The organism is Aminobacter niigataensis (assembly GCF_946995915.1).
GTDB lineage: Bacteria > Pseudomonadota > Alphaproteobacteria > Rhizobiales > Rhizobiaceae > Aminobacter > Aminobacter niigataensis.
The window spans coordinates 1727501-1747794 of the sequence record NZ_OX341517.1; the positions used below are offsets into that span (position 1 = coordinate 1727501).

16 protein-coding genes, 1 tRNA gene and 2 rRNA genes (1 of these 19 cut by a window edge) are annotated in these 20294 nt (G+C 61.1%); 12 read left to right on the plus strand and 7 right to left on the minus strand.

Annotation, left to right across the window (positions count from 1 at the left end; all coding sequences use genetic code 11):
- The 3 genes from O1Y97_RS08405 to O1Y97_RS08415 all read left to right on the plus strand — a co-directional run.
- Positions 1 to 2541, plus strand: a 23S ribosomal RNA gene (locus O1Y97_RS08405) (it extends 273 nt beyond the left edge of the window).
- Between the two features lie 153 nt (positions 2542 to 2694).
- A 5S ribosomal RNA gene (rrf, locus tag O1Y97_RS08410) occupies positions 2695 to 2809 on the plus strand.
- 208 nt (positions 2810 to 3017) lie between these two features.
- Positions 3018 to 3094 (plus strand) — tRNA-Met (locus O1Y97_RS08415).
- On the opposite strand, the gene O1Y97_RS08420 is transcribed toward O1Y97_RS08415, so the two are convergent.
- Both O1Y97_RS08420 and O1Y97_RS08425 read right to left on the minus strand, forming a co-directional pair.
- The gene (locus O1Y97_RS08420; protein WP_318763715.1) at positions 3073 to 3273 is read right to left on the minus strand and encodes a hypothetical protein; all 201 of its coding nucleotides are present in this window, start codon (positions 3271 to 3273) and stop codon (positions 3073 to 3075) included. The genes O1Y97_RS08415 and O1Y97_RS08420 overlap by 22 nt on opposite strands.
- A gap of 138 nt (positions 3274 to 3411) precedes the next feature.
- Complete coding sequence (locus O1Y97_RS08425; RefSeq protein ID WP_108606928.1) at positions 3412 to 4104, minus strand: TetR/AcrR family transcriptional regulator; 693 nt, start codon at positions 4102 to 4104, stop codon at positions 3412 to 3414.
- Between the two features lie 133 nt (positions 4105 to 4237).
- Here O1Y97_RS08425 and O1Y97_RS08430 point away from each other — a divergent pair, with 133 nt between their 5' ends.
- Genes O1Y97_RS08430 through O1Y97_RS08440 form a run of 3 tightly spaced genes read left to right on the plus strand, consistent with a single transcriptional unit; the run spans position 4238 to position 7275 of the window.
- Positions 4238 to 4987 (plus strand): SDR family NAD(P)-dependent oxidoreductase, encoded by a 750-nt coding sequence (locus O1Y97_RS08430; protein WP_108606929.1) that lies wholly within the window; start codon positions 4238 to 4240, stop codon positions 4985 to 4987.
- 7 nt (positions 4988 to 4994) lie between these two features.
- Positions 4995 to 6206 carry an acyl-CoA dehydrogenase family protein gene (locus O1Y97_RS08435; protein ID WP_318763716.1) on the plus strand — a complete coding sequence of 404 codons (1212 nt, stop codon included), beginning with the start codon at positions 4995 to 4997 and terminating at the stop codon, positions 6204 to 6206.
- Positions 6207 to 6258: 52 nt separating this feature from the next.
- Complete coding sequence (locus O1Y97_RS08440; protein ID WP_318764173.1) at positions 6259 to 7275, plus strand: phosphotransferase family protein; 1017 nt, start codon at positions 6259 to 6261, stop codon at positions 7273 to 7275.
- Between the two features lie 127 nt (positions 7276 to 7402).
- Here O1Y97_RS08440 and O1Y97_RS08445 read toward each other — a convergent pair whose 3' ends face one another.
- The 4 genes from O1Y97_RS08445 to O1Y97_RS08460 form a co-directional block, all read right to left on the minus strand.
- On the minus strand, positions 7403 to 8326 hold the full coding sequence (locus O1Y97_RS08445) for a branched-chain amino acid transaminase (RefSeq protein ID WP_318763717.1): 924 nt from the start codon (positions 8324 to 8326) through the stop codon (positions 7403 to 7405).
- A 197-nt stretch (positions 8327 to 8523) separates the two neighbouring features.
- A complete protein-coding gene (locus O1Y97_RS08450; protein ID WP_318763718.1) occupies positions 8524 to 9552 on the minus strand; it encodes an ABC transporter substrate-binding protein in 1029 nt (342 codons plus the stop codon).
- A gap of 608 nt (positions 9553 to 10160) precedes the next feature.
- On the minus strand, positions 10161 to 11225 hold the full coding sequence (locus O1Y97_RS08455) for a threonine aldolase family protein (RefSeq protein ID WP_318763719.1): 1065 nt from the start codon (positions 11223 to 11225) through the stop codon (positions 10161 to 10163).
- A 101-nt stretch (positions 11226 to 11326) separates the two neighbouring features.
- Positions 11327 to 12043, minus strand: coding sequence for a GntR family transcriptional regulator (locus tag O1Y97_RS08460; RefSeq protein ID WP_245439699.1), 717 nt, complete (start codon positions 12041 to 12043; stop codon positions 11327 to 11329).
- Positions 12044 to 12330: 287 nt separating this feature from the next.
- On the opposite strand from O1Y97_RS08460, the gene O1Y97_RS08465 reads away from it, so the two are divergent.
- The 4 genes from O1Y97_RS08465 to O1Y97_RS08480 all read left to right on the plus strand — a co-directional run bounded on the left by O1Y97_RS08465 (position 12331) and on the right by O1Y97_RS08480 (position 15550).
- Positions 12331 to 13251, plus strand: a complete 921-nt coding sequence (locus O1Y97_RS08465) for a 3-hydroxyacyl-CoA dehydrogenase (RefSeq protein ID WP_318763720.1) — start codon at positions 12331 to 12333, stop codon at positions 13249 to 13251.
- A 5-nt stretch (positions 13252 to 13256) separates the two neighbouring features.
- Entirely contained in the window at positions 13257 to 14189 is a 933-nt protein-coding gene (locus tag O1Y97_RS08470; protein WP_108606935.1) for a BKACE family enzyme, read from the plus strand.
- Positions 14190 to 14339: 150 nt separating this feature from the next.
- Entirely contained in the window at positions 14340 to 14726 is a 387-nt protein-coding gene (locus O1Y97_RS08475) for a carboxymuconolactone decarboxylase family protein (RefSeq protein WP_455423977.1), read from the plus strand.
- A 47-nt stretch (positions 14727 to 14773) separates the two neighbouring features.
- The gene (locus O1Y97_RS08480) at positions 14774 to 15550 is read left to right on the plus strand and encodes an SDR family oxidoreductase (protein WP_183264782.1); all 777 of its coding nucleotides are present in this window, start codon (positions 14774 to 14776) and stop codon (positions 15548 to 15550) included.
- Between the two features lie 147 nt (positions 15551 to 15697).
- On the opposite strand, the gene O1Y97_RS08485 is transcribed toward O1Y97_RS08480, so the two are convergent.
- Positions 15698 to 17059 (minus strand): cytosine deaminase, encoded by a 1362-nt coding sequence (locus O1Y97_RS08485; protein WP_318764175.1) that lies wholly within the window; start codon positions 17057 to 17059, stop codon positions 15698 to 15700.
- A 246-nt stretch (positions 17060 to 17305) separates the two neighbouring features.
- Between O1Y97_RS08485 and O1Y97_RS08490 the strand changes: the two genes are divergently transcribed.
- Together O1Y97_RS08490 and O1Y97_RS08495 are read left to right on the plus strand one after the other, a co-directional pair.
- Positions 17306 to 19264, plus strand: a complete 1959-nt coding sequence (locus O1Y97_RS08490) for an acetoacetate--CoA ligase (protein ID WP_318763721.1) — start codon at positions 17306 to 17308, stop codon at positions 19262 to 19264.
- Positions 19261 to 20286 (plus strand): NADPH:quinone oxidoreductase family protein, encoded by a 1026-nt coding sequence (locus O1Y97_RS08495; RefSeq protein WP_318763722.1) that lies wholly within the window; start codon positions 19261 to 19263, stop codon positions 20284 to 20286. Before O1Y97_RS08490 ends, O1Y97_RS08495 begins: the two co-directional genes overlap by 4 nt.
- The last annotated feature ends 8 nt before the right edge of the window (positions 20287 to 20294 follow it).

Here is a 20294-nt window from a genome sequence, read left to right on the forward strand (position 1 = left end):
CCGTAGGAAAGGACATCAACCGAGACTCCGCAAGTAGTGGCGAGCGAACGCGGACCAGGCCAGTGGCGATTGAGAGACAAGCGGAACCTTCTGGAAAGTAGGGCCATAGTGGGTGACAGCCCCGTACGCGTAATGCGATCAATCGTCCTTGAGTAAGGCGGGACACGTGAAATCCTGTCTGAACATGGGGAGACCACTCTCCAAGCCTAAGTACTCGTGCATGACCGATAGCGAACTAGTACCGTGAGGGAAAGGTGAAAAGCACCCCGACAAGGGGAGTGAAAGAGTACCTGAAACCGGTTGCCTACAAACAGATGGAGCCTGAAATGGTGACATCGTACCTTTTGTATAATGGGTCAGCGACTTAGTGTGTCGAGCAAGCTTAAGCCGGTAGGTGTAGGCGCAGCGAAAGCGAGTCTGAACAGGGCGTTCAGTTCGACGCATTAGACCCGAAACCGAGTGATCTAGCCATGAGCAGGTTGAAGGTAAGGTAACACTTACTGGAGGACCGAACCCATAACTGTTGCAATAGTTCGGGATGACTTGTGGCTAGGGGTGAAAGGCCAATCAAACTCGGAAATAGCTGGTTCTCCGCGAAATCTATTTAGGTAGAGCGTCGACCGAATACCCCAGGGGGTAGAGCACTGGATGGGCTAGGGGTCCTCACCGGATTACCAAACCTAACCAAACTCCGAATACCTGGGAGTACTAGTCGGCAGACACACGGCGGGTGCTAACGTCCGTCGTGAAAAGGGAAACAACCCTGACCTACAGCTAAGGTCCCCAAGTTATGGCTAAGTGGGAAAGGATGTGAGGATCCCAAAACAACCAGGATGTTGGCTTAGAAGCAGCCATCATTTAAAGAAAGCGTAACAGCTCACTGGTCTAAATAAGGGTCTTTGCGCCGAAAATGTACCGGGGCTAAAGCCATACACCGAAGCTTAGGGTTTGCAGCTTGCTGCAAGCGGTAGCGGAGCGTTCTGTAAGCTGACGAAGCCGTACCTGTGAGGGGCGGTGGAGGTATCAGAAGTGCGAATGCTGACATGAGTAACGTAAGGGGTGTGAGAGACACCCCCGCCGAAAGTCCAAGGGTTCCTGCTTAAAGCTAATCTGAGCAGGGTTAGCCGGCCCCTAAGTCGAGGCGGAAACGCGTAGACGATGGGAACCACGTTAATATTCGTGGGCCTGGAGGTAGTGACGGATCGCACAAGTTGTCGGGTCTTATTGGATTGATCCCGGCAGCGGAGCGGTTCCAGGAAATAGCTCCTCCATTATAGACCGTACCCGAAACCGACACTGGTGGACTGGTAGAGTATACCAAGGCGCTTGAGAGAACTATGCTGAAGGAACTCGGCAAATTGCACGCGTAACTTCGGAAGAAGCGTGACCCTTTCATGCGCAAGCATGTGGAGGGTGGCACAGACCAGGGGGTAGCGACTGTTTATCAAAAACACAGGGCTCTGCGAAGTCGCAAGACGACGTATAGGGTCTGACGCCTGCCCGGTGCTGGAAGGTTAAGAGGAGAGGTGCAAGCTTTGAATCGAAGCCCCAGTAAACGGCGGCCGTAACTATAACGGTCCTAAGGTAGCGAAATTCCTTGTCGGGTAAGTTCCGACCTGCACGAATGGCGTAACGACTTCCCCGCTGTCTCCAGCATAGACTCAGTGAAATTGAATTCCCCGTGAAGATGCGGGGTTCCTGCGGTTAGACGGAAAGACCCCGTGCACCTTTACTATAGCTTTACATTGGCATTCGTAGTGGCATGTGTAGGATAGGTGGTAGGCTTTGAAGCCAGGGCGCCAGCCTTGGTGGAGCCACCCTTGAAATACCACCCTTATCTCTATGGATGTCTAACCGCGGCCCGTTATCCGGGTCCGGGACAATGTATGGTGGGTAGTTTGACTGGGGCGGTCGCCTCCTAAAGAGTAACGGAGGCGCGCGATGGTGGGCTCAGACCGGTCGGAAATCGGTCGTCGAGTGCAATGGCATAAGCCCGCCTGACTGCGAGACTGACAAGTCGAGCAGAGACGAAAGTCGGTCATAGTGATCCGGTGGTCCCGTGTGGAAGGGCCATCGCTCAACGGATAAAAGGTACGCCGGGGATAACAGGCTGATGACCCCCAAGAGTCCATATCGACGGGGTTGTTTGGCACCTCGATGTCGACTCATCGCATCCTGGGGCTGGAGCAGGTCCCAAGGGTATGGCTGTTCGCCATTTAAAGCGGTACGTGAGTTGGGTTCAGAACGTCGTGAGACAGTTCGGTCCCTATCTGCCGTGGGTGTAGGAATATTGAAAGGATCTGTCCCTAGTACGAGAGGACCGGGATGGACGGATCTCTGGTGGACCTGTTGTGGCGCCAGCCGCATAGCAGGGTAGCTATATCCGGACGGGATAACCGCTGAAGGCATCTAAGCGGGAAACCCACCTTAAAACGAGTATTCCCTGAGAACCGTGGAAGACGACCACGTTGATAGGCCGGGTGTGGAAGTGCGGCAACGCATGAAGCTTACCGGTACTAATAGTTCGATAGGCTTGATCGTTCTCATTCCTAATGCTCATCGCTGCCGAAAGGCAGGATGAAAAGGCACACAAAGACCAGCGAACAGCCCGAGAGGCACCGAATAGAACCCTATTCGCCACTCTCTACTCGCTATTCGCTCACACAGCTTCTCGAACAACGTGCGTTTTGCCGACCTGGTGGTTATGGCGGAGCGGCTGCACCCGATCCCATTCCGAACTCGGCCGTGAAACGCTCCAGCGCTGATGGTACTTCGTCTCAAGACGCGGGAGAGTAAGTCGCTGCCAGGTCTGCCAAACGCACGTTAAATCCACGCATCGCAACGCGATGTTGCAATCTTCTCGATACAAACCAAGGCCCGCCAACGGGTAGACGGGCCGCGCAAGCGGCCCTTTCCATTGGCAGACAGCCTGAAATCCTCGCAATCAGGTGGGCAAATGCCTACATGAAGCAAGGAATCGCCGGAATATCCGCAGGCACAGCTTGCGAAAATGGTGGCGCGGGGTGGAGCAGCCCGGTAGCTCGTCAGGCTCATAACCTGAAGGTCACAGGTTCAAATCCTGTCCCCGCAACCAAATAACAAAACGCCCGTGTCAGAAATGACGCGGGCGTTTTGCTGTCCAACTGCCGGTGACGCGCCGATCGGAACCGCATCAGCCGCCCCCAAGCAGGCCAACGGCCGACAAAGCCAGGCAAAAAACAAATCCTGGCTCCAAAACCAAAAAGGCAGTTCGTCCGCTTCCGGCGTCGGCATGACCTCATCCACAGGCGAGCGGAAGATGTCTGCCCGTCATCGGCTTGGCCTCGGAAGCTTCTTGCAAGGCGCATGGTACAGTTCGGCGACCTGAACCCGGAAGTAGGTGGCCCCGGCCACCGCGCAGCCCGACGCAGTTCAACCTCGCGGAAGCACCGTCGCCGCGACGATCCCCGTGACCGCGTCGATATATTGCTCGACGGTCGTGGAGCGCTTGCGGTACTTGGCCCGCTTCACGTACCAATCCTGCAACAGGGGCTTGATCAGCGACGCGGTCAGTTCGATATCAGCGATGGCGAACTTGCCGCTGGCCACGCCCTGGCGCAGGACGGTGGCGAAAATCTCTTCGGTCGCAGCCTCACTGTCGACGGCCATTCGCCGTTCGGCCGCCGGAAACGATTTGGCTTCCATGTAAGCAAAGACGAACCACGGCTGCATTGCCTCGGTCAACCGGATATGCGTCTCGATCAGCCATTTGAGATGGCCAAGCGGATCGTCAGCGGTCCCCTCCGGGGCGGCCCTGAGGACCTCGCTTACCGTCGTCGAAACCTCGCCGAGGATCATCGACAGCAGGGTCGTCTTGTTGTCGAAATAGGAATAGAGACCGCCCATGCTGAGACCGGACGCTTGCGCCAGGTCGCGCAGGCTGGTGGCGTGGAAGCCCTGCTTGTTCGAAAGCTTCAGCGTCGCCTCGATGATGCGCGCGAGATTGGCGACGGCGACATGCGGTTTCTGCACGCGCACGGTGTCGCGATGCCGGTCGAGGATGCGCGCACACAGCGCCTCCGTCGAGAATGCGGCCGTCCACTGCCTTTGCCCCGCGAAATTCAACCTGCCTCCCACCGCCTGCGACCTGTGGCGTGCGCCATCTGCCGTCGAAATAGCAGCAATTGCCTGGTTGCAAAAGGGGAGGCAGGCGAATAAAGAAAACGAGCGCTCGCTCGATTTTTGAGGTGATCACCTGATGCTGTTCGAAGATATCAAGGAAAAGACCGCCCTCATCACCGGCGCCTCCGGCGGCCTCGGCCTGCATTTCGCCGAGCTGCTCGCAAACCATGGCGTCAGCGTCACGCTCGCCGCGCGCCGCGGCGCTGCGCTGGACGACGCTTGCGCCAGCATCGCTGCTTCCGGCGGGAAGGCCAGCGCGATCCAGATGGACGTGACCGACAGCGCCTCGGTGGCTGCGGCGCTGGCTGGCAAAAGCTTCGACATCCTGATCAACAATGCCGGCATCTCGGGGGCGTCCCGCGCGCTCGACCTCGACGAGGCCGAATGGGACCGGGTGCTGGACACCAATCTCAAGGGCGTCTTTGTCGTTTCCCAGGCGGTGGCGCGCGGCATGAAGGCTTCGGGCCGGGGTGGGGCGATCGTCAACATTGCCTCGATCCTGGGACATCGCGTTGCCGGCAATCTCAGCGCCTATGCCGCGTCCAAAGCCGGCGTGATCCAGCTGACCAAGGCGCTGGCGCTCGAATGGGCGCGCGAGGGCATCCGGGTCAACGCGCTATGCCCCGGCTATATCGAGACAGACATCAACCGCGAGTTCTTTACCTCCCCAGCCGGGCTTGACCTCATCAAGCGCATCCCGCAGCGCCGCCTCGGCCATCCGCGAGAACTCGACGGCGCGCTGCTGCTGCTTGCTTCCGCCGCCGGCAGCTACATCACCGGCTCGTCGATCGAGGTCGATGGCGGCCATCTCGTTTCGTCACTGTGAGGCCATCATGAATTTCGAAATTCCCGCCAGCGTCGAAGAATACCGTAGCCGCATCGCAGCGTTTGTCGCGCGCGAGATCCTGCCGCTGGAGGCCGACAAGGCGTCTTATGACGCGCATGGCAACATCGCCCTGCCGTTGCTCGACACACTTCGCGCCAAGGCCAGGGCCGCCGGTCTGTGGTGTCTGCAGCTCAAGCCTGAAACTGGCGGTGCCGGACTTGGCAAGATGGGCATGGCGGTCTGCTACGAGGAGATGAACCGCTCGATCTTCGGCCCGGTGGTGTTCAATTCTGCCGCGCCCGACGACGGCAACATGATGGTTCTGGAGGCGCTGGGCACGCCCGACCAGAAGGAAAAATGGCTGAAGCCGATCGTCGAGGGCAAGGTACGCTCGGCATTCGCCATGACCGAACCGCATCCTGGCGGTGGCTCCGATCCATCGATGATCGCCACCCGCGCCGAGAAACGCGGCGACAAATATGTCGTCAGCGGCCGCAAGTGGTTCATCACCGGCGCCGAGGACGCCAGCCACTTCATCCTGATCGCCCGTACCTCCGACGATCCGAAGCAGGGATTGTCGGCATTGATGTTTCACCGGGATCAGCCGGGCTGGTCCATCAAGCGCCGCATCGAGATCATGGGGCCGGAGGAGCATGGCGGCCATTGCGAGCTTGAATTCGACGGGCTGGAAATCCCCGTCGAAAATATGCTCGCCGGCGAGGGCAGGGGCATGAAGGTGACACAGGTGCGGCTCGGGCCGGCCCGGCTCACCCATTGCATGCGCTGGCTCGGCCTGTCCAAGCGTTGCGTCGAGATCGCGCGGGCCTATGCCTCCGAGCGCTACGGTTTCGGCGTCCGTCTCGCCGATCGCGAGAGCATTCAGCTCAAGCTCGGCGACCTCGCCATGCGCATCGAGATCGGCCGCCTGCTGGTGATGAAGGCGGCTTGGGAACTCGACAGGGGCGGCTTCGCCCGCAAGGAAGTGTCGATGGCCAAAGTGCAGGTCGCCAATGTGCTGCACGACGCCGCCGACGTGGCGATCCAGATCAATGGTGCCCGGGGTTATTCCAAGGATACCGTGCTCGAATGGATTTATCGCTATGCCCGCCAGGCGCGGCTGGTCGACGGCGCCGACGAAGTGCACAAGATGGTGCTGAACCGCTTCCTCAACGAGGAAGGTTCTGGTTTCTGGCATTGGAATGTCGAAGGCGAGGCGTAGCGCATTGATGGCCCAGGACGACAAGGCGCAGGACGACAGGGCGCAGGACGCCATGAACGCAGACTTCGATCCGGCAGCGCTCGAGGCGTTTCTCGGCGAGCGCTTCGGCGAGGGCCAAATGACGCTCGAACGCATCGGCGGCGGCCAGTCCAATCCGACCTATTTCGTCGATTTCGGTGCCCGCCGCATGGTGTTGCGCAAGAAGCCGGCCGGGCCGATCCTGCGCGGGGCGCATGCCATCGACCGCGAGTTCCGCGTGCTGGAAGCGCTGGCGCCGACCAGTGCGCCTGTGCCGAAGCCGGTGCTCTACCACGATGGGGACGCGCCGCTTGGCACGCCGTTTTACCTCATGGAGCGCCTCGAAGGTCGTGTTTTCCATGACTGCTCGCTGCCGGGCCTTTCACCCGACGAGCGGCGTGGCATCTATCTCGGCATGGCCGAGGCGATGGCCAAACTGCATGCGGTGCGCCCGGACGGGGTCGGCCTCGGCGACTACGGCAAGCCAGGCAATTATTTCGAACGCCAGATCGGTCGCTGGACAAGGCAACTCAGGGAATCGCCAGGCGAACGTATCCCTGTCTTGGAGGCGGTGGCCGACTGGCTGCCGCAGAACATGCCGGCGGACGATGGGCGCGTGTCGATCGCGCATGGCGATTTCCGGCTCGGCAACCTGCTGTTTCATCCCGAAAAGCCCGAGGTGATCGGTATCCTCGACTGGGAGTTGTCAACGCTCGGCCACCCGCTTGCCGATCTCGGCTTCTGCTCGATGACCTGGCATTGCTCGCCTGACGAATATGGTGGCATCCTTGGTCTCGACATTGCGGCGCTCGGCATTCCGAGCCAACGCGAATTCCTCGACCATTATTTCGCGCATGCGGCGCCGACCGCGCCGCTCGAACGCTTCCACCTGGTCTTTTCGCTATTTCGTTTTGCCGTGATCTTTGTCGGCATTGCCGATCGGGCGCGCGCCGGCAACGCGGCTTCGAACAATGCCGCTGATGTCGCCCCGCTGGCCGGCCGCTTCGCTGAGAGGGCCATGGAAATCATCGGTGGCGCCCGGCCCTGGTGACAGGACACTGAAAGTCGCCGCCCTGACGCAGCGTTGATCGGACCGTAGTAGGCACTTTCCGACCTCGCAGGCTCTGGCCCTTGCCCGGGTGAGGCGGCATCGAACCGAGGCCGCCTCGAAAGCCGCGTCAGGTTTGATGCACGCGGGTCAACCAACCCTGCTCCAAGGCAGTCTGGCCGATCACCGCATCGAAGTAGCCGCGCTGCAGCTCCGCTGTCATCGGCCCTCGCGAGCCATCGCCGATCGATATGCCGTCAACGTCGACCACCGGCAGGACCTCCGCGGCCGAGCCGACCAGGAAGATCTCCCGGGCAGTGTAAAGTTCTGTCTTGTCGACGGGCCTTTCGGTCACCTGGATTCCCGCTTCCCGCGCCAGATGCAAGATCGTGTCGCGAGTGATGCTTTCGAGAATGCCGCTCGTCACATCTGGTGTGATGAGTTCGTCGCGGCGGCGCAGAAAGATGCAGGCTCCGGGCGACTCCGCGACGGTGCCGGCGTTGTTGAGGAGGATCGCGTCGTCATAGCCATCATGCCTGGCCTGGAGCCTGGCAAGACGGCTGTTGACATAATTGCCGCTCGTCTTGATGCGCGGCGGCATGGAACCATCGGAAATGCGCGTCCATGCGCTGACCTGACAGCGGATGCCGGTCTGGGTCTTGCTGCTTCGCGCGAGAGGCAGTGCAGAAATTGCATAGCTGACAGGACCAGGGACAATGTGTTCGCCCTTGCCGTCGAGATAGGCGATCGCGCGAATGTGCACGGGCTCGCGGACATTGTTGCGCCGCAAAAGCTCGATCGTCCGGTCGTTGATCTCGTCGGCCGAGAAAGTCGGTTCGAACCTCAGCAGCTTCATCGATTGAAACAGCCGTTCGGTATGTTCCTGGAGGCGAAAAGCGAAGAGCTCCTGATCGCTATCGCTCCAATACGCGCACAGCCCTTCAAAGGCAGCCAAGCCATACTTGACGGCAGGCGACATCACATGCGTGACGGCCTCCTCATATCCAATGAGCTTGCCATTCTGGACGATATAATTTGGAAGCGGCTCGGGCACTTTTTTCTCCGAAAATTTAGGTCAGTTCGGTGGTCGCCGGTGAGGCTCCCTGGCGACGGGGCCGAACGCGCTGCGTCGCCGTTCAAATCGGGAGCAGACGAGGTTGTCGACTGCTCCCAAGACGTCATTGTGGGCTTTGGCGTGGCGGCAGGGGCCCGGTGGAATGCCTCCGGGCCGGGCGGCCGGTCGGCGCCAGCCTATTGCGATTCAAGCCGCTTGCGAACGTCGAGGCCGACACCCTTGTTGACGAACTGGTCGGTGACGACCGTCTCAAGGTCAACTTCGCCGGGCTTGTAGAGGCCGACTTCCATCAGGTCGTCAAACCAGCTGGCAAAGCGCTTCAGGTCGATCGCGCCGAGGCCCACTTTCAGCGTGTCGCCGCCGTCAACGAGGCCGAGACGCTGGATCTCGGCGATTTCCGCATCGAGCTTCGCGTCCGTCATTTCCGGATTGTCTTTCTTGATCAGTGCATTGGCCTGCTTGCGGTCGCCATAGAGATAGTTGTTCCATCCGATGATCGAAGCATCGATGAAGCGCTGCACCAGGTCGGGGTTCTTTTCGATGATTTCCCGACGCGTCTCGATGATGTTCGAATAGCCGGACCAGCCATAGTCGGCGAGCAGGAATACGTCCGGCTTGAATGTGTCGATGTAGAGGGGTTCCGCAGTGGCATAGGCTTGCTGGACGGCTTCCGGGTCGGCAAGGAACGGCGCCAGCGTGAAGCTATACGCCTTCACCTGGTCGTCGCTGAGACCAAACTTGTGCTTCACCCATGGCCAGTACGTGAACTGGGCAGCTCGGGCCACATAGATCGTCCGGGCCCGGCGCATATCGGCGAGATCCTTGTACTTGCCCGGATGAGCCATCAGCGTCGTCGGATCTCTTTGGAAGAAGGCCGCCACCATCGCCGTCGGTATCTTCTGGCGGCTGTTTGCCAGTGCCAACTGCGGCACCGAAAGCAGAAAGTCGACCTTGCCGGCAGACAGCAGGCTACGGGTGTTTATCTGCGGCCCGCCCTGCACGATCCTAACATCGAGACCGTACTGCTTGTATGTTCCGTCGGCGAGCGCCTGATAAAACCCGGCGTGGCCACCCTGAGCTTTCCAGTTGGTCGCGAAGGCGATCTCCTCCTGCGCTCCGGCCTTGAGGCTCGATCCCATCAGGCCGACAGCAAGAGACAAGACCAGCCCCAGTTGCTTCAGCGCAACCTTGATCCTTGATTTCACGTCATTTCCTCCCATTGGTCCTGGCACGACTGGGCAGCCTTGCCGGACAGGTTTCAGTTCACCGGATGCGGGGTTTCTGGTTCAGAAGCCTGCTCCGCCGCGGTCATCGAGCTTTTGCGAGCAAGCGGCCGACCTTCGGCGCCCCGACCGCGACGGCGGAAGCGAACCGTTCAGCCGATTGACGATTGCGGCAGGATCGCGCTCTCCCCTCCTGCCCGCATTGCGAAAGCGTCATGCCTCCTCCATGACCTTTCCAATCGTAAAGTATCTTGCCACGCGATCAGTTTGCGAGTCAATGCGTTCGTGATCTGTGATCATACCCAGGAAGAAGCGATCTCGGGAATGGGTCGCATGCACGAACGGGCTTGGTTTGCCGTGGCGCAAGACTTTGATTTCAATAGGCATATAGGTGCCGGTGATGCCGGGCTTGCGAGCTCGGGAGGGAGCGTTGTGGTCTCCGGCTATTTCGGCGCGATGTCCAATCGTGCTCGCCGCACGGCATGCGTCTCGCCTGCACGCGCGCGGGCCGGAGATTTTTCATCGCTACGGTATCCAGCCTCTATCCGAGGCTGGTTCAGGCTAGCGCTGTCTCGATCAGGCCGCCCGTGTCAGGCGCTGTATTGCCGGATCAGATCTGTCAGCCTGTCAATGTCGGCATCGGCGGTCCCAAATGAACAAATGAAGCGCACGAGCACTTCGTCATCAGCCGGCCGGTCGGCAGGGAGCAGGCATTTCGCATCCCAGAGATGATAGCGGGCGCCCGCTGCACGAAGCGCCGCGTCCATTCCCCGTGGAAGGGTTGCGAAAACGACATTCGCCTCTGTCGCCCAGGGGAGCCGCACAGTGGGCATCTCGGCCAGTCGCGCGGCTAGCCGCCCCGCAGCGCGATTGGCATGACGGGCAAGGTCGAGCCAATGGTCGTCGGCGAGATATGCGGTCATCTGTGCACCAAGAAAACGGCCTTTCGACAACGTCTGGCCGCCCTTCTTGCGGCGAAAAGCAAAATCGGCAGCCTTGGACATATCGAAGAACACGATGGCTTCGCAGGCGAGGGCGCCGTTTTTCGTCGCCCCCAGGGAAAGAACATCGATGCCGGCTTTCCACGTGATCTCTGCCGGTGCCGTGTCGAGGGCTGCGACGGCGTTAGCGAACCGCGCTCCGTCCATGTGGACACTCATTCCGGCATCATGTGCGAGATCGGCAATCGAACGTATCTCGCTCGGACGGTAGACGGTTCCGGATTCCGTCGCCTGCGAGATCGACAGCGCACCCGGCTGTACCTGCCTGGCGACATCTGGCGGGAACTGCTGCAACCTAGATGCGAGCGCTTGAGGGTCCATCTTGCCGGCTGGTCCGGCAATGCCGACCAGCTTGCCGCCATTGGTGAAGAATTCCGGCGCCCCGCACTCGCTGTCGATCAGGTGGGCATTGTCGTGACAAAAAACGGCTCTGGAGGGCGGAGAAATAGCCGACACCGCAAGTGCATTGCTGACAGTCCCAGTCGTGACAAAAAAGACAGCCACGTCGCATCCAAAAACATCTGCGATGGCGGCTTCGGCTCGTTTCGTCCAGATGTCACCGCCGTACGGGGACTGATCGCCATCGTTGCTTTCGACGATCGCCTTCAGAATATTCGGACTGGCGCCAGAGGTGTTGTCGCTAAGAAAATTCATTACTTAAAATCCGGAATGGTCGAGATTGGGCGTTCGACAACAGGTTATGTCGCGCAGGTCCGCGCACATCTATTGAAAAAACGCGCGTGTCTTTGTCGGCATCAGGCCGGCTCTGGCAAGTTTGTCCAAAGTTGATTTGAACCAAGTATAAACTCGCCGGATGACCTGATGTCGGCAACCACGGCGGCTCGCGCGGCGTTCCCGTCCTGATTGATGATCGCTTCGACGAGGCGGGCGTGATGCGTCTCCGCGTTTCCGCTCGCGAGCCGCTGGGACGCCCGCAGGTCCAGGTTGATCACCGGTCCCACCTTGAGCCACAGACCTTCGATGATGGAGACGAGGATTGGCGATCCGGCGGCTTCATAGACGGCAAAATGCAGTTCCTTGTTCAACTGCAGCGAACTGTCCACTTCGGAATCGCCTTTGCCAACGGCGTCACGGAAATCCTTGTCGTAGTCCAATATCAGCTTGAGATCGCGGCTGGTTCGATGCGCGGCAGCTTCGGCCGCAGCAAACCCCTCGATCTCGGTCCGGATGCGCAGCAGCTCCTCGAACTTTGCCCTTGTCATCAACGGGACGCTTATGGCCCTGTTGGGCAGAAGGGAGAGGGCGCCTTCGGCGACGAGGCGCGTGACCGCTTCCCTCACCGGCATGATCGATACGCCCAATGCCTCGGCCACGGACCTCAGTGAAAGCTTCTCGTTCGGCGCAAGCTTTCCCGACATGATGAGCTGTCTAAGCTTGAGATAGGCACGCTCGCCGAGCGTTACGCGCTCCAATTGCCCCATCTGGGTCAGGGCGGTGTCGGTCTGTTCCAAAATCGGTACTCGCAGGTTTTTCGGGCGGGGCAATCCTTGCAACGTTATCCGTAATCACCTGATCACAGCAAGTGGGCGTGCGTCGCGCACCGCAGTTGTTGTGGGTTCGGGGCGCTGAACAGCGCAATCACCGATCGCACCCCAACTTGCAATCGCCGCAACAGCCGCCCTGCTATTTGGCGGCCGGATGCGCGTCGCGATTTGTCCTAGACAGGGTGTCGACGATGCGTTAGTCGTGATCTGTGATCACAGATTAATTCATGTATGTCGAGAAAAAAGGGCGTTTCATGCGGTCAGTTGGCATAGTCGGCGCCGGGCTTATCGGCCGATCCTGGGCCGTGGTGTTCGCCAGGGCCGGCTGGTCGGTGAACCTGTTCGACAGCGACCGACGCAGTCTCGAGGCGGCGGCAGGCGCCATCGGAAAGATCATCGAGGAGGACGGACTCTCCGAGGTGTCCGGCGTGGTTCGGCTGTCGGCCTCGCTTGAAGATGCGGTCGATGGTGTTTGCCTTGTCCAGGAATGCGGACCCGAGGCAGCCGACAAGAAGAGAGAGCTGTTTGCGAAGATCGACGCGGTCGCTTCGGGCGATGTCATTCTCGCGTCGTCGACCTCGACGATCATGCCCTCGGCATTTGCCAGCGGCTTGCCGGGCCGTCATCGATGCCTTGTCGCGCATCCGGTCAATCCCCCGCATCTGATCCCGGTGGTCGAGCTCTGCGGCGGCGAATGGACGGATTTCGAAGTCATTTCACGGGCGGGCGAGTTCTATCGGGACGTCGGTCAAGTTCCTGTTGTCGTCAGGCGCGAGGTGCAGGGATTTGTCCTCAACCGCCTTCAGGCAGCGTTGCTGGCCGAGGCGCTGCGTCTTGTCGGCGATGGTGTGATCAGCGCCCACGATCTCGACAGGACGGTTTCGGACGGCCTGGGCCTTCGCTGGTCGTTCATGGGGCCGCTGGCGACGATCGAACTCAACGCGCCCGGTGGCATCGGCGACTACCTCCAGCGCTACGGCGGAATATTCCGGGAAATCACCGCCGCGCCGCCGCCTTCGTCGGTGTGGGACGCCGGTAACGTCGAGCGTGTTGTTGAAAGCTGGGGCCTGCCGCCCACCCCCGACATGATTACTGCCAAGAGCGAGTGGCGTGACCGCCGCCTGCAGGCCCTTGGCGATCACAAGAAGCAGCAAGATCCGACAACCAATCGTTGAGAGCCATGGCCATTTCCAACAAAGTCATCATCACCTGTGCCGTGACCGGCGCTATTCACACGCCTTCGATGTCGCCGCACCTTCCGGTGTCGCCCGAGGAGATCGCGGAAGCCGCGATCGGCGCCGCGGAAGCCGGCGCTGCGATCGTGCATCTGCATGCCCGCGATCCGATAACCGGAAAGCCGGATCAGACGCCTGAAGGATTCGAGCCCTTCCTGAAAGTGGTCAAGCAGCGTTCGGACTGCGTGATCAACATCACCACCGGCGGTGCACCGTGGATGAAAGTGGAAGAGCGGATCAAGCCGGCAGCGGTATACAAGCCGGAGGTTGCGTCGCTGAACATGGGCTCGTTCAATTTCGGGCTGTTCCCGATGCTTGATCGTTTCAAGGAGTTCAAGCACGACTGGGAACGAGAGGCGCTGGAATCCTCCAGGGACCTGATCTTCAGAAATACCTTCAAGGACATCGAGTACGCGCTCCGCTCCCTGGGCGAGGCCGAAACCCGCTTCGAGTTCGAGTGCTATGACACCGGCCACCTCTACAACCTGCATTACTTCCTGCAGCGCGGCCTGGTGAAGCCGCCGCTGTTCATCCAGACGGTGTTTGGCATCTTGGGTGGCATCGGCCCCCATCCGGAAGATGTGCTGCATATGAAGCGCACGGCCGATCGGTTGTTTGGCGACCAGTACAAATGGTCGGTGCTGGGCGCTGGACGCAACCAGATGCCCATCGCTGCGATGGCAGCCGCGATGGGCGGAAACGTCCGTGTCGGCCTGGAGGATTCGCTGTGGATCGGCCCCGGCCAGTTGGCCAAGACGAATGCACAGCAGGTTTCGCGTGCGCGCCAGATCATCGAGGGGCTCGGCCTCGAGATCGCGACGGCGCAGGAGGCGCGCGAGATACTGGCGCTGAAGGGCGGAGACAAGGTCGCCTTCTAGTCTAGCCGCAGAAGGCGGCCGGAAGCGCGAGGAGGCGCGGCAGGACGATGCTGGCCATGGACCAGCGTCGCGCTGCCGGACTGGCAAGCATGAACTGAATTCTGCCGGGGCTCAGATTGGCCCAACGACTTTGCTGCATGGAGGATGACAATGATTGACAACAACCTGTTCGAACGTGGTGTCGCCAAACGGAAGGCAACGCTAGGCGAACGCTACGTGGCCGCCAATTTGACGGACGCGGACGACTTCACCCGGCCGTTTCAGGAAGCGATGACGGCATGGGCCTGGGGTTTTGGCTGGAGTGACGGCGCCATCGACGTGAAAACCCGCAGCCTGATGAATCTGGCCATGATCGGAGCTCTCGGACAAATGCATGAATGGGAAGTCCATTGCCGGGCGGCCCTCAACGCCAACGGCGTGACGAAGGAACAGGTGAGGGCGGCGATCCATGTGGTGGCCATCTATTGCGGCGTTCCGCGAGCCCTCGAGTGCTTCCGCGTTGCCCAGCAGGTACTCGCCGAACAAGCGGCGGACTGAGGTGCCGCAAACGTGAAATGTCGAGCTGACCAATACGGAGAGCGACGATGGATCTCGGGCTGAAGGGACTGCGTGTCATTGTTACCGCAGGCGCTGGCGGGATAGGGTTGAAGATCGCCAAGGCCTTCCTCGACGAGGGCGCCTATGTGCATATCTGCGACGTCGATCGCGACGGCCTGGCGAATGTGAGGCAGCTGCATCGCAGGCTGACGGCATCCTATTGCGATGTTTCCGACCGGGCTTCTGTTGCCGAATTCTTCGCCGATGCGGTCAAGCAGCTCGGCGGCATAGATTGCCTGGTCAACAATGCCGGCATCGCCGGACCGGTGGGGCGCGTCGACGAGATCACGCCCGAGGAATGGGACAGGACCCTGGACGTCAACACGACCGGGCAGTTCAATTGCGTTCGTCTTGCCATCCCGCATTTGCAGTCGAGCGAGAACCCGAGCATCGTCAACATGTCCTCTGCGGCGGGCAGGCTGGGGTTTCAATTGAGGACACCCTATGCCGCGTCGAAATGGGCGGTCGTGGGGTTTACGAAATCCCTGGCGATGGAACTGGGCAGCCTGGGGATTCGCGTCAACGCAATCCTGCCAGGTATCGTTTCCGGCGAAAGACAGGATGCGGTTCTCGCCCAGAAGGCGGAGCTTCGCGGCATCAGTTTCGAGGAAATGAAGCAGGACGCCCTGAAGTGCGCCTCGATCGCGGAATTCGTTTCACCCCGGCAGATTGCGGACACCATTGTCTGCCTGGCATCGCTGCGGTTTCGAACAACAACGGGCCAAGCCATAGCCGTCGATGGCGACCTTCAGATGCTCAGCTAGAGGTACGGGCATGGTTGCCGCGGCAGACCAGACGGAGTGCACCTGGCGCATTCCATAAGCATCCATCATCGATGCCTGTCCAACTGCCGCAGCCCATTGCCCCATATCGGCGGCCGGAAGGACCGGCCGCCGATATGCTTTGACTGCTCATTGCAGCGCCAGGCCTGAAAGGTCGTCAAGTTCCGCGTAGGATGGCAGCGGCGCGTCGATGGGGGCGCCGTGCCGGACAACGATGCGGTTGCCTTCAGGACGTGACAGCAGTTCTGACCATGTGCGGCCCTCGAACAGGGTGAAATCGGCGGGCTGTCCTTCGGCGATCACACCTTTGCCGTCGAGACGCATGATTGCAGCCGGCGTAGCCGATACCGCCCTCGGCCAGTCTCCCACCTGATGATCGAGGTGCAGGATGCGGGTCCCCATCCGATAGGTTTCCATCATGTCGAGGTCGCCATAGGCATAGAACGGATCGCGCGTGTTGTCGGAAGCCAGTGCCACGGCAATGCCGCGCTGCTTCATTTCATGCAACAGCGTGACGCCGCGCCAGCGTGGCGTGGTGCCGTCGTTGCGACGGTCCTGCAGATAGAGATTGCACATCGGCAGTGAAACCACTGCCACTCCAGCCAATGCGACCTTGTCGAGCGTCTCATCGACCGCTGCATGGTCTTGTCTCGCCAGCGAGCAGCAATGCCCAACAAGTACCTTTCCGGAAAAGCGAGACCGAAGCGCGGCCTCGGCGATGCGACGTAGGGCGTCTGCCGAGGGATCGGCAGTTTCGTCGGCATGGAAATCGAGGTCCATTCCGAAGCGGGTGGCCGTGGCAAACATCCGGTCGAGCAGCATGTCGAGGTCCGGCGTGGGGAATGCCACTGCGCCGAGCATGCCGCCAGCGGCGGCAACACGCCGGGCGATGTCTTCGAGTGCGACCTGATCGCGTGCCAGATCGATGCCGAACAGGCAGGCGGCCTGCAGTTCGATGCGTCCGCGCCATTGGTCGCGCAGTTCCTGGAACACCGGCCACGAGATCGCATCTTGTGGCGGCTTGGAATCGAGATGCGTGCGGATTGCAATGGTGCCGTAGTGGTAAGCACATCGGAGCGCGAAATCCATGCGTCGCGCTACATCTTCATGCGACCAATTTTGCGTGCGGTCGGAAATGGTGGCGGTCATGGCGCCGGCGAATGAACCATCCGCCTCAGGCGTTCGCGGCAGGATATGGCCCTTGTCGAGATGCGTGTGGCAGTCGACGAATGCGGGCAAGGCAACCCTTCCGCCGGCATCGATCGAAAGAGTGCCAGCGTCGGCAGCAACACAGCCCGTAGGGTTTGTCGCTGCGATCTTGCCATTCTCTATCGTTACATCGGTGAGCATGAATTCCGCATCAGCCGCCGTGGATCCCGTGGTTGTCAGGGCCGAACAAAGCCGCAAGTTGCGAAGTACATAGCGCCCATGGCGTGCACCGTCGGCTAGCGCCTCGCGCAACGATTGGCGATCTGGGGTGGGGCGAGTCATCAAGTCATCCATTCGCTGGGGGTTGTAATTCGTGAGGGGCGCGAACGACAGCCGCGCCTTGCTGGCCTGCAAAAAGGGCATGCGCGGCAACATTTCACGGCTCGGTCGTTTGCAGTTTGCAATAGAATCGAGTAGGTCAATATCTGTGATCACAGATATCAGTTTAAGCTGGCGAAGAGTCAATGCAACCATGCGGATCTGACGCAAGAGGCGGTTTGGCGCATGCCTAAATCGGGAGAGATGCCGATGTCCGTTGAAACGCCGCTGTGGGTGCCTTCCGCCAAGCAGGTCGCGGAAGCGCCGTTGACGGCGTTCATGGCCGAGGTGTCTGCCCGCGCCGGGCGGGTATTCTCCAGCTATGCCGAACTGCACGCCTGGTCGGTGGACGAGCGCGAGGGCTTCTGGGACCTGGTCTGGGACTTCTGCGGCATCGTCGGCGACAAGGGCAGCCGCGTGCTGGTCGACGGCGACAAGATGCCGGGCGCTGCCTTCTTCCCCGATGCCAGGCTGAACTTCGCCGAGAACCTGCTGCGCGGCGCGGGCTCCGGCGAGGCGATCGTCTTTCGCGGCGAAGACAAGGTCGAGCGGCGGCTGTCCTGGGACGAACTGGCGGCCCTGGTGTCGAAGCTGCAGCAACTGTTCGTTTCGCTCGGCGTCACAAAAGGCGACCGGATCGCTGCGATGATGCCGAACACGCCCGAGACGGTGGCGGCGATGCTGGCAGCCGCCTCGATCGGGGCGGTGTGGTCGTCATGCTCGCCCGACTTCGGCGCACAGGGCGTGCTCGACCGCTTCGGCCAGATCGAACCGAAGGTCTTCATCGTGCCCGACGGCTACTGGTATGCCGGCAAGCACATCGAGGTCGGCGAGAAGGTCGCAGCGGTCGCCGCAAAGCTGACGACCGTGAGCAAGGTGCTGGTGGTCGACTATCTCGGCACGGCCAGCGACGTGGCCTCGTCCATCGCCAAGGCCGAGGCGCTGGAGGCTGCCCTGGCGCCGTTCGTAGCCAGGCCGGTGACGTTTGAGCCGCTGCCGTTTTCGCACCCGCTCTACATCCTGTTTTCCTCGGGCACGACCGGCATTCCCAAATGCATCGTCCATTCGGCCGGCGGCACGCTGATCCAGCATGTCAAGGAATTGCGCCTGCATGCGGGGCTGAAAGCCGGCGACCGACTGTTCTACTTCACCACCTGCGGCTGGATGATGTGGAACTGGCTGGTCTCGGGGCTGGCCGCTGAGGCGACGCTGCTGCTCTATGACGGCTCGCCGTTCCATCCCGACGGCAACGTTTTGTTCGACTTCGCCCAGGCCGAGCAGATGACCTATTTCGGCACCTCGGCGAAATTCATCGATTCGGTGCGCAAGGCCGGCCTGAGACCTATCGACAGCCACGATCTTTCGACCGTGCGCACCATCTCGTCGACCGGCTCGCCTTTGTCGCCGGAGTGCTTTGCCTTCGTCTATGACGGCATCAAGAAGGATGTGCACCTCGCCTCGATCTCCGGCGGCACCGACATCGTCTCGTGCTTCGTGCTCGGCGTGCCGACCGAGCCGGTGTGGACGGGCGAGATCCAGGGTGCGGGCCTCGGCCTTGCCGTCGAGGTCTGGGACGACGACGGCCAGCCGGTGCGCGAGGAAAAGGGCGAACTGGTCTGCGCCAGGGCATTCCCGGCGATGCCGATCGGCTTCTGGAACGATCCGGACGGCGCCAAATACCACGCCGCCTATTTCGAGCGCTTCGACAATGTCTGGTGCCATGGCGACTTCGCCGAATGGACAGCCCATGGCGGCATGATCATCCATGGCCGCTCGGATGCGACGCTGAACCCGGGCGGGGTGCGCATCGGCACCGCCGAGATCTACAACCAGGTCGAGCAGATGCCGGAGATCGCCGAGGCGATCTGCATCGGCCAGGACTGGCAGGACGACGTGCGCGTCGTGCTGTTCGTCCGCCTCGCCCCGGGCGTTTCGCTGGACGCGGAGCTGGAAAAGCGCATCCGCACCAAAATCCGCACCGGTGCCAGCCCGCGCCACGTGCCGGCGAAGATCGTCGCCGTCGCCGACATCCCGCGCACCAAGTCGGGCAAGATCACCGAACTCGCCGTCCGCGACATCGTCCATGGCCGACCCGTCAAGAACCAGGAAGCACTGGCAAACCCCGAAGCGCTCGAGCTCTACGTTGGGCTGGGAGCGCTTGCAACATGACGCAGGCGTCAGAGCCTCAAGACACGATGGCGGCGGTCCTCAGCGAGAAGGCTGGCGGGCCAGAAACGCTCGCATTGAGGCGCGTGCCTATACCTGAGCCCGCGCCCGGCCAGGTGCGCATCCGGGTTCGGGCAGTCGGGATCAATTATCCGGATTTGCTGATTATCGACGACCGCTATCAATACAGGCCCGAGCGTCCATTCTCTCCGGGTGCCGAAGTCTCAGGAATTGTCGAGGCGGTCGGCGAAGCCGTGAGTTGGCCTTGCGTCGGCGACCGGGTCATGGCGATGCTCGGCTGGGGCGGCATGACAGAATATGTCTGCGTCGACGCTGCTCGTTGTTCGCCCATTCCCGACAGCATGCCATACGACGACGCGGCAGTCTTCCTGATGGCCTACTGCACGGCCTATCACGCCTTGCGCGACCGCTCGGCACTGGGGCAGGGCGAAACCCTGCTGGTGCTGGGAGCCGGCGGGGGCGTGGGGCTGGCGGCGGTCGAACTCGCCAAGGCCCTGGGCGCCAAAGTCGTCGCGGCTGCCTCAACCGAAGAGAAGCTGGGGATCGCCCGGTTGCTTGGGGCGGATGAGACCGTGCTCTATCCGCGCGGCGAACTGGGGCGCGAGGGCCAGAAACGCCTGGCCGGCTTGTTCAAGGCTGCCTGCGGCCCGGATGGTGCGTCGGTCGTGTACGATGCCGTCGGGGGAGAATATGCCGAGCCGGCCATGCGGTCGATTGGCTGGCAGGGCCGTTACCTGGTCGTAGGCTTTGCGGCGGGTGTGCCAAGTCTTCCCCTCAACCTGCCGCTGCTGAAAGGTTGCGACGTGAGGGGCGTGTTTTGGGGCGCGGCAATGGAGCGTGATCCGCAGCGGCATCATGAATCCGTCGCCGAACTGACTGATCTTTATGTCCGCAGGAAGATCAAACCGTCGATTCAGAGGCGGTTCTGCCTCGAAGAAGCCGGGCTCGCTTTGAACGCGCTCGCCGCGCGGGAAGTGTCCGGAAAAATCGTCTTGTCGATGTGATTGGGGTG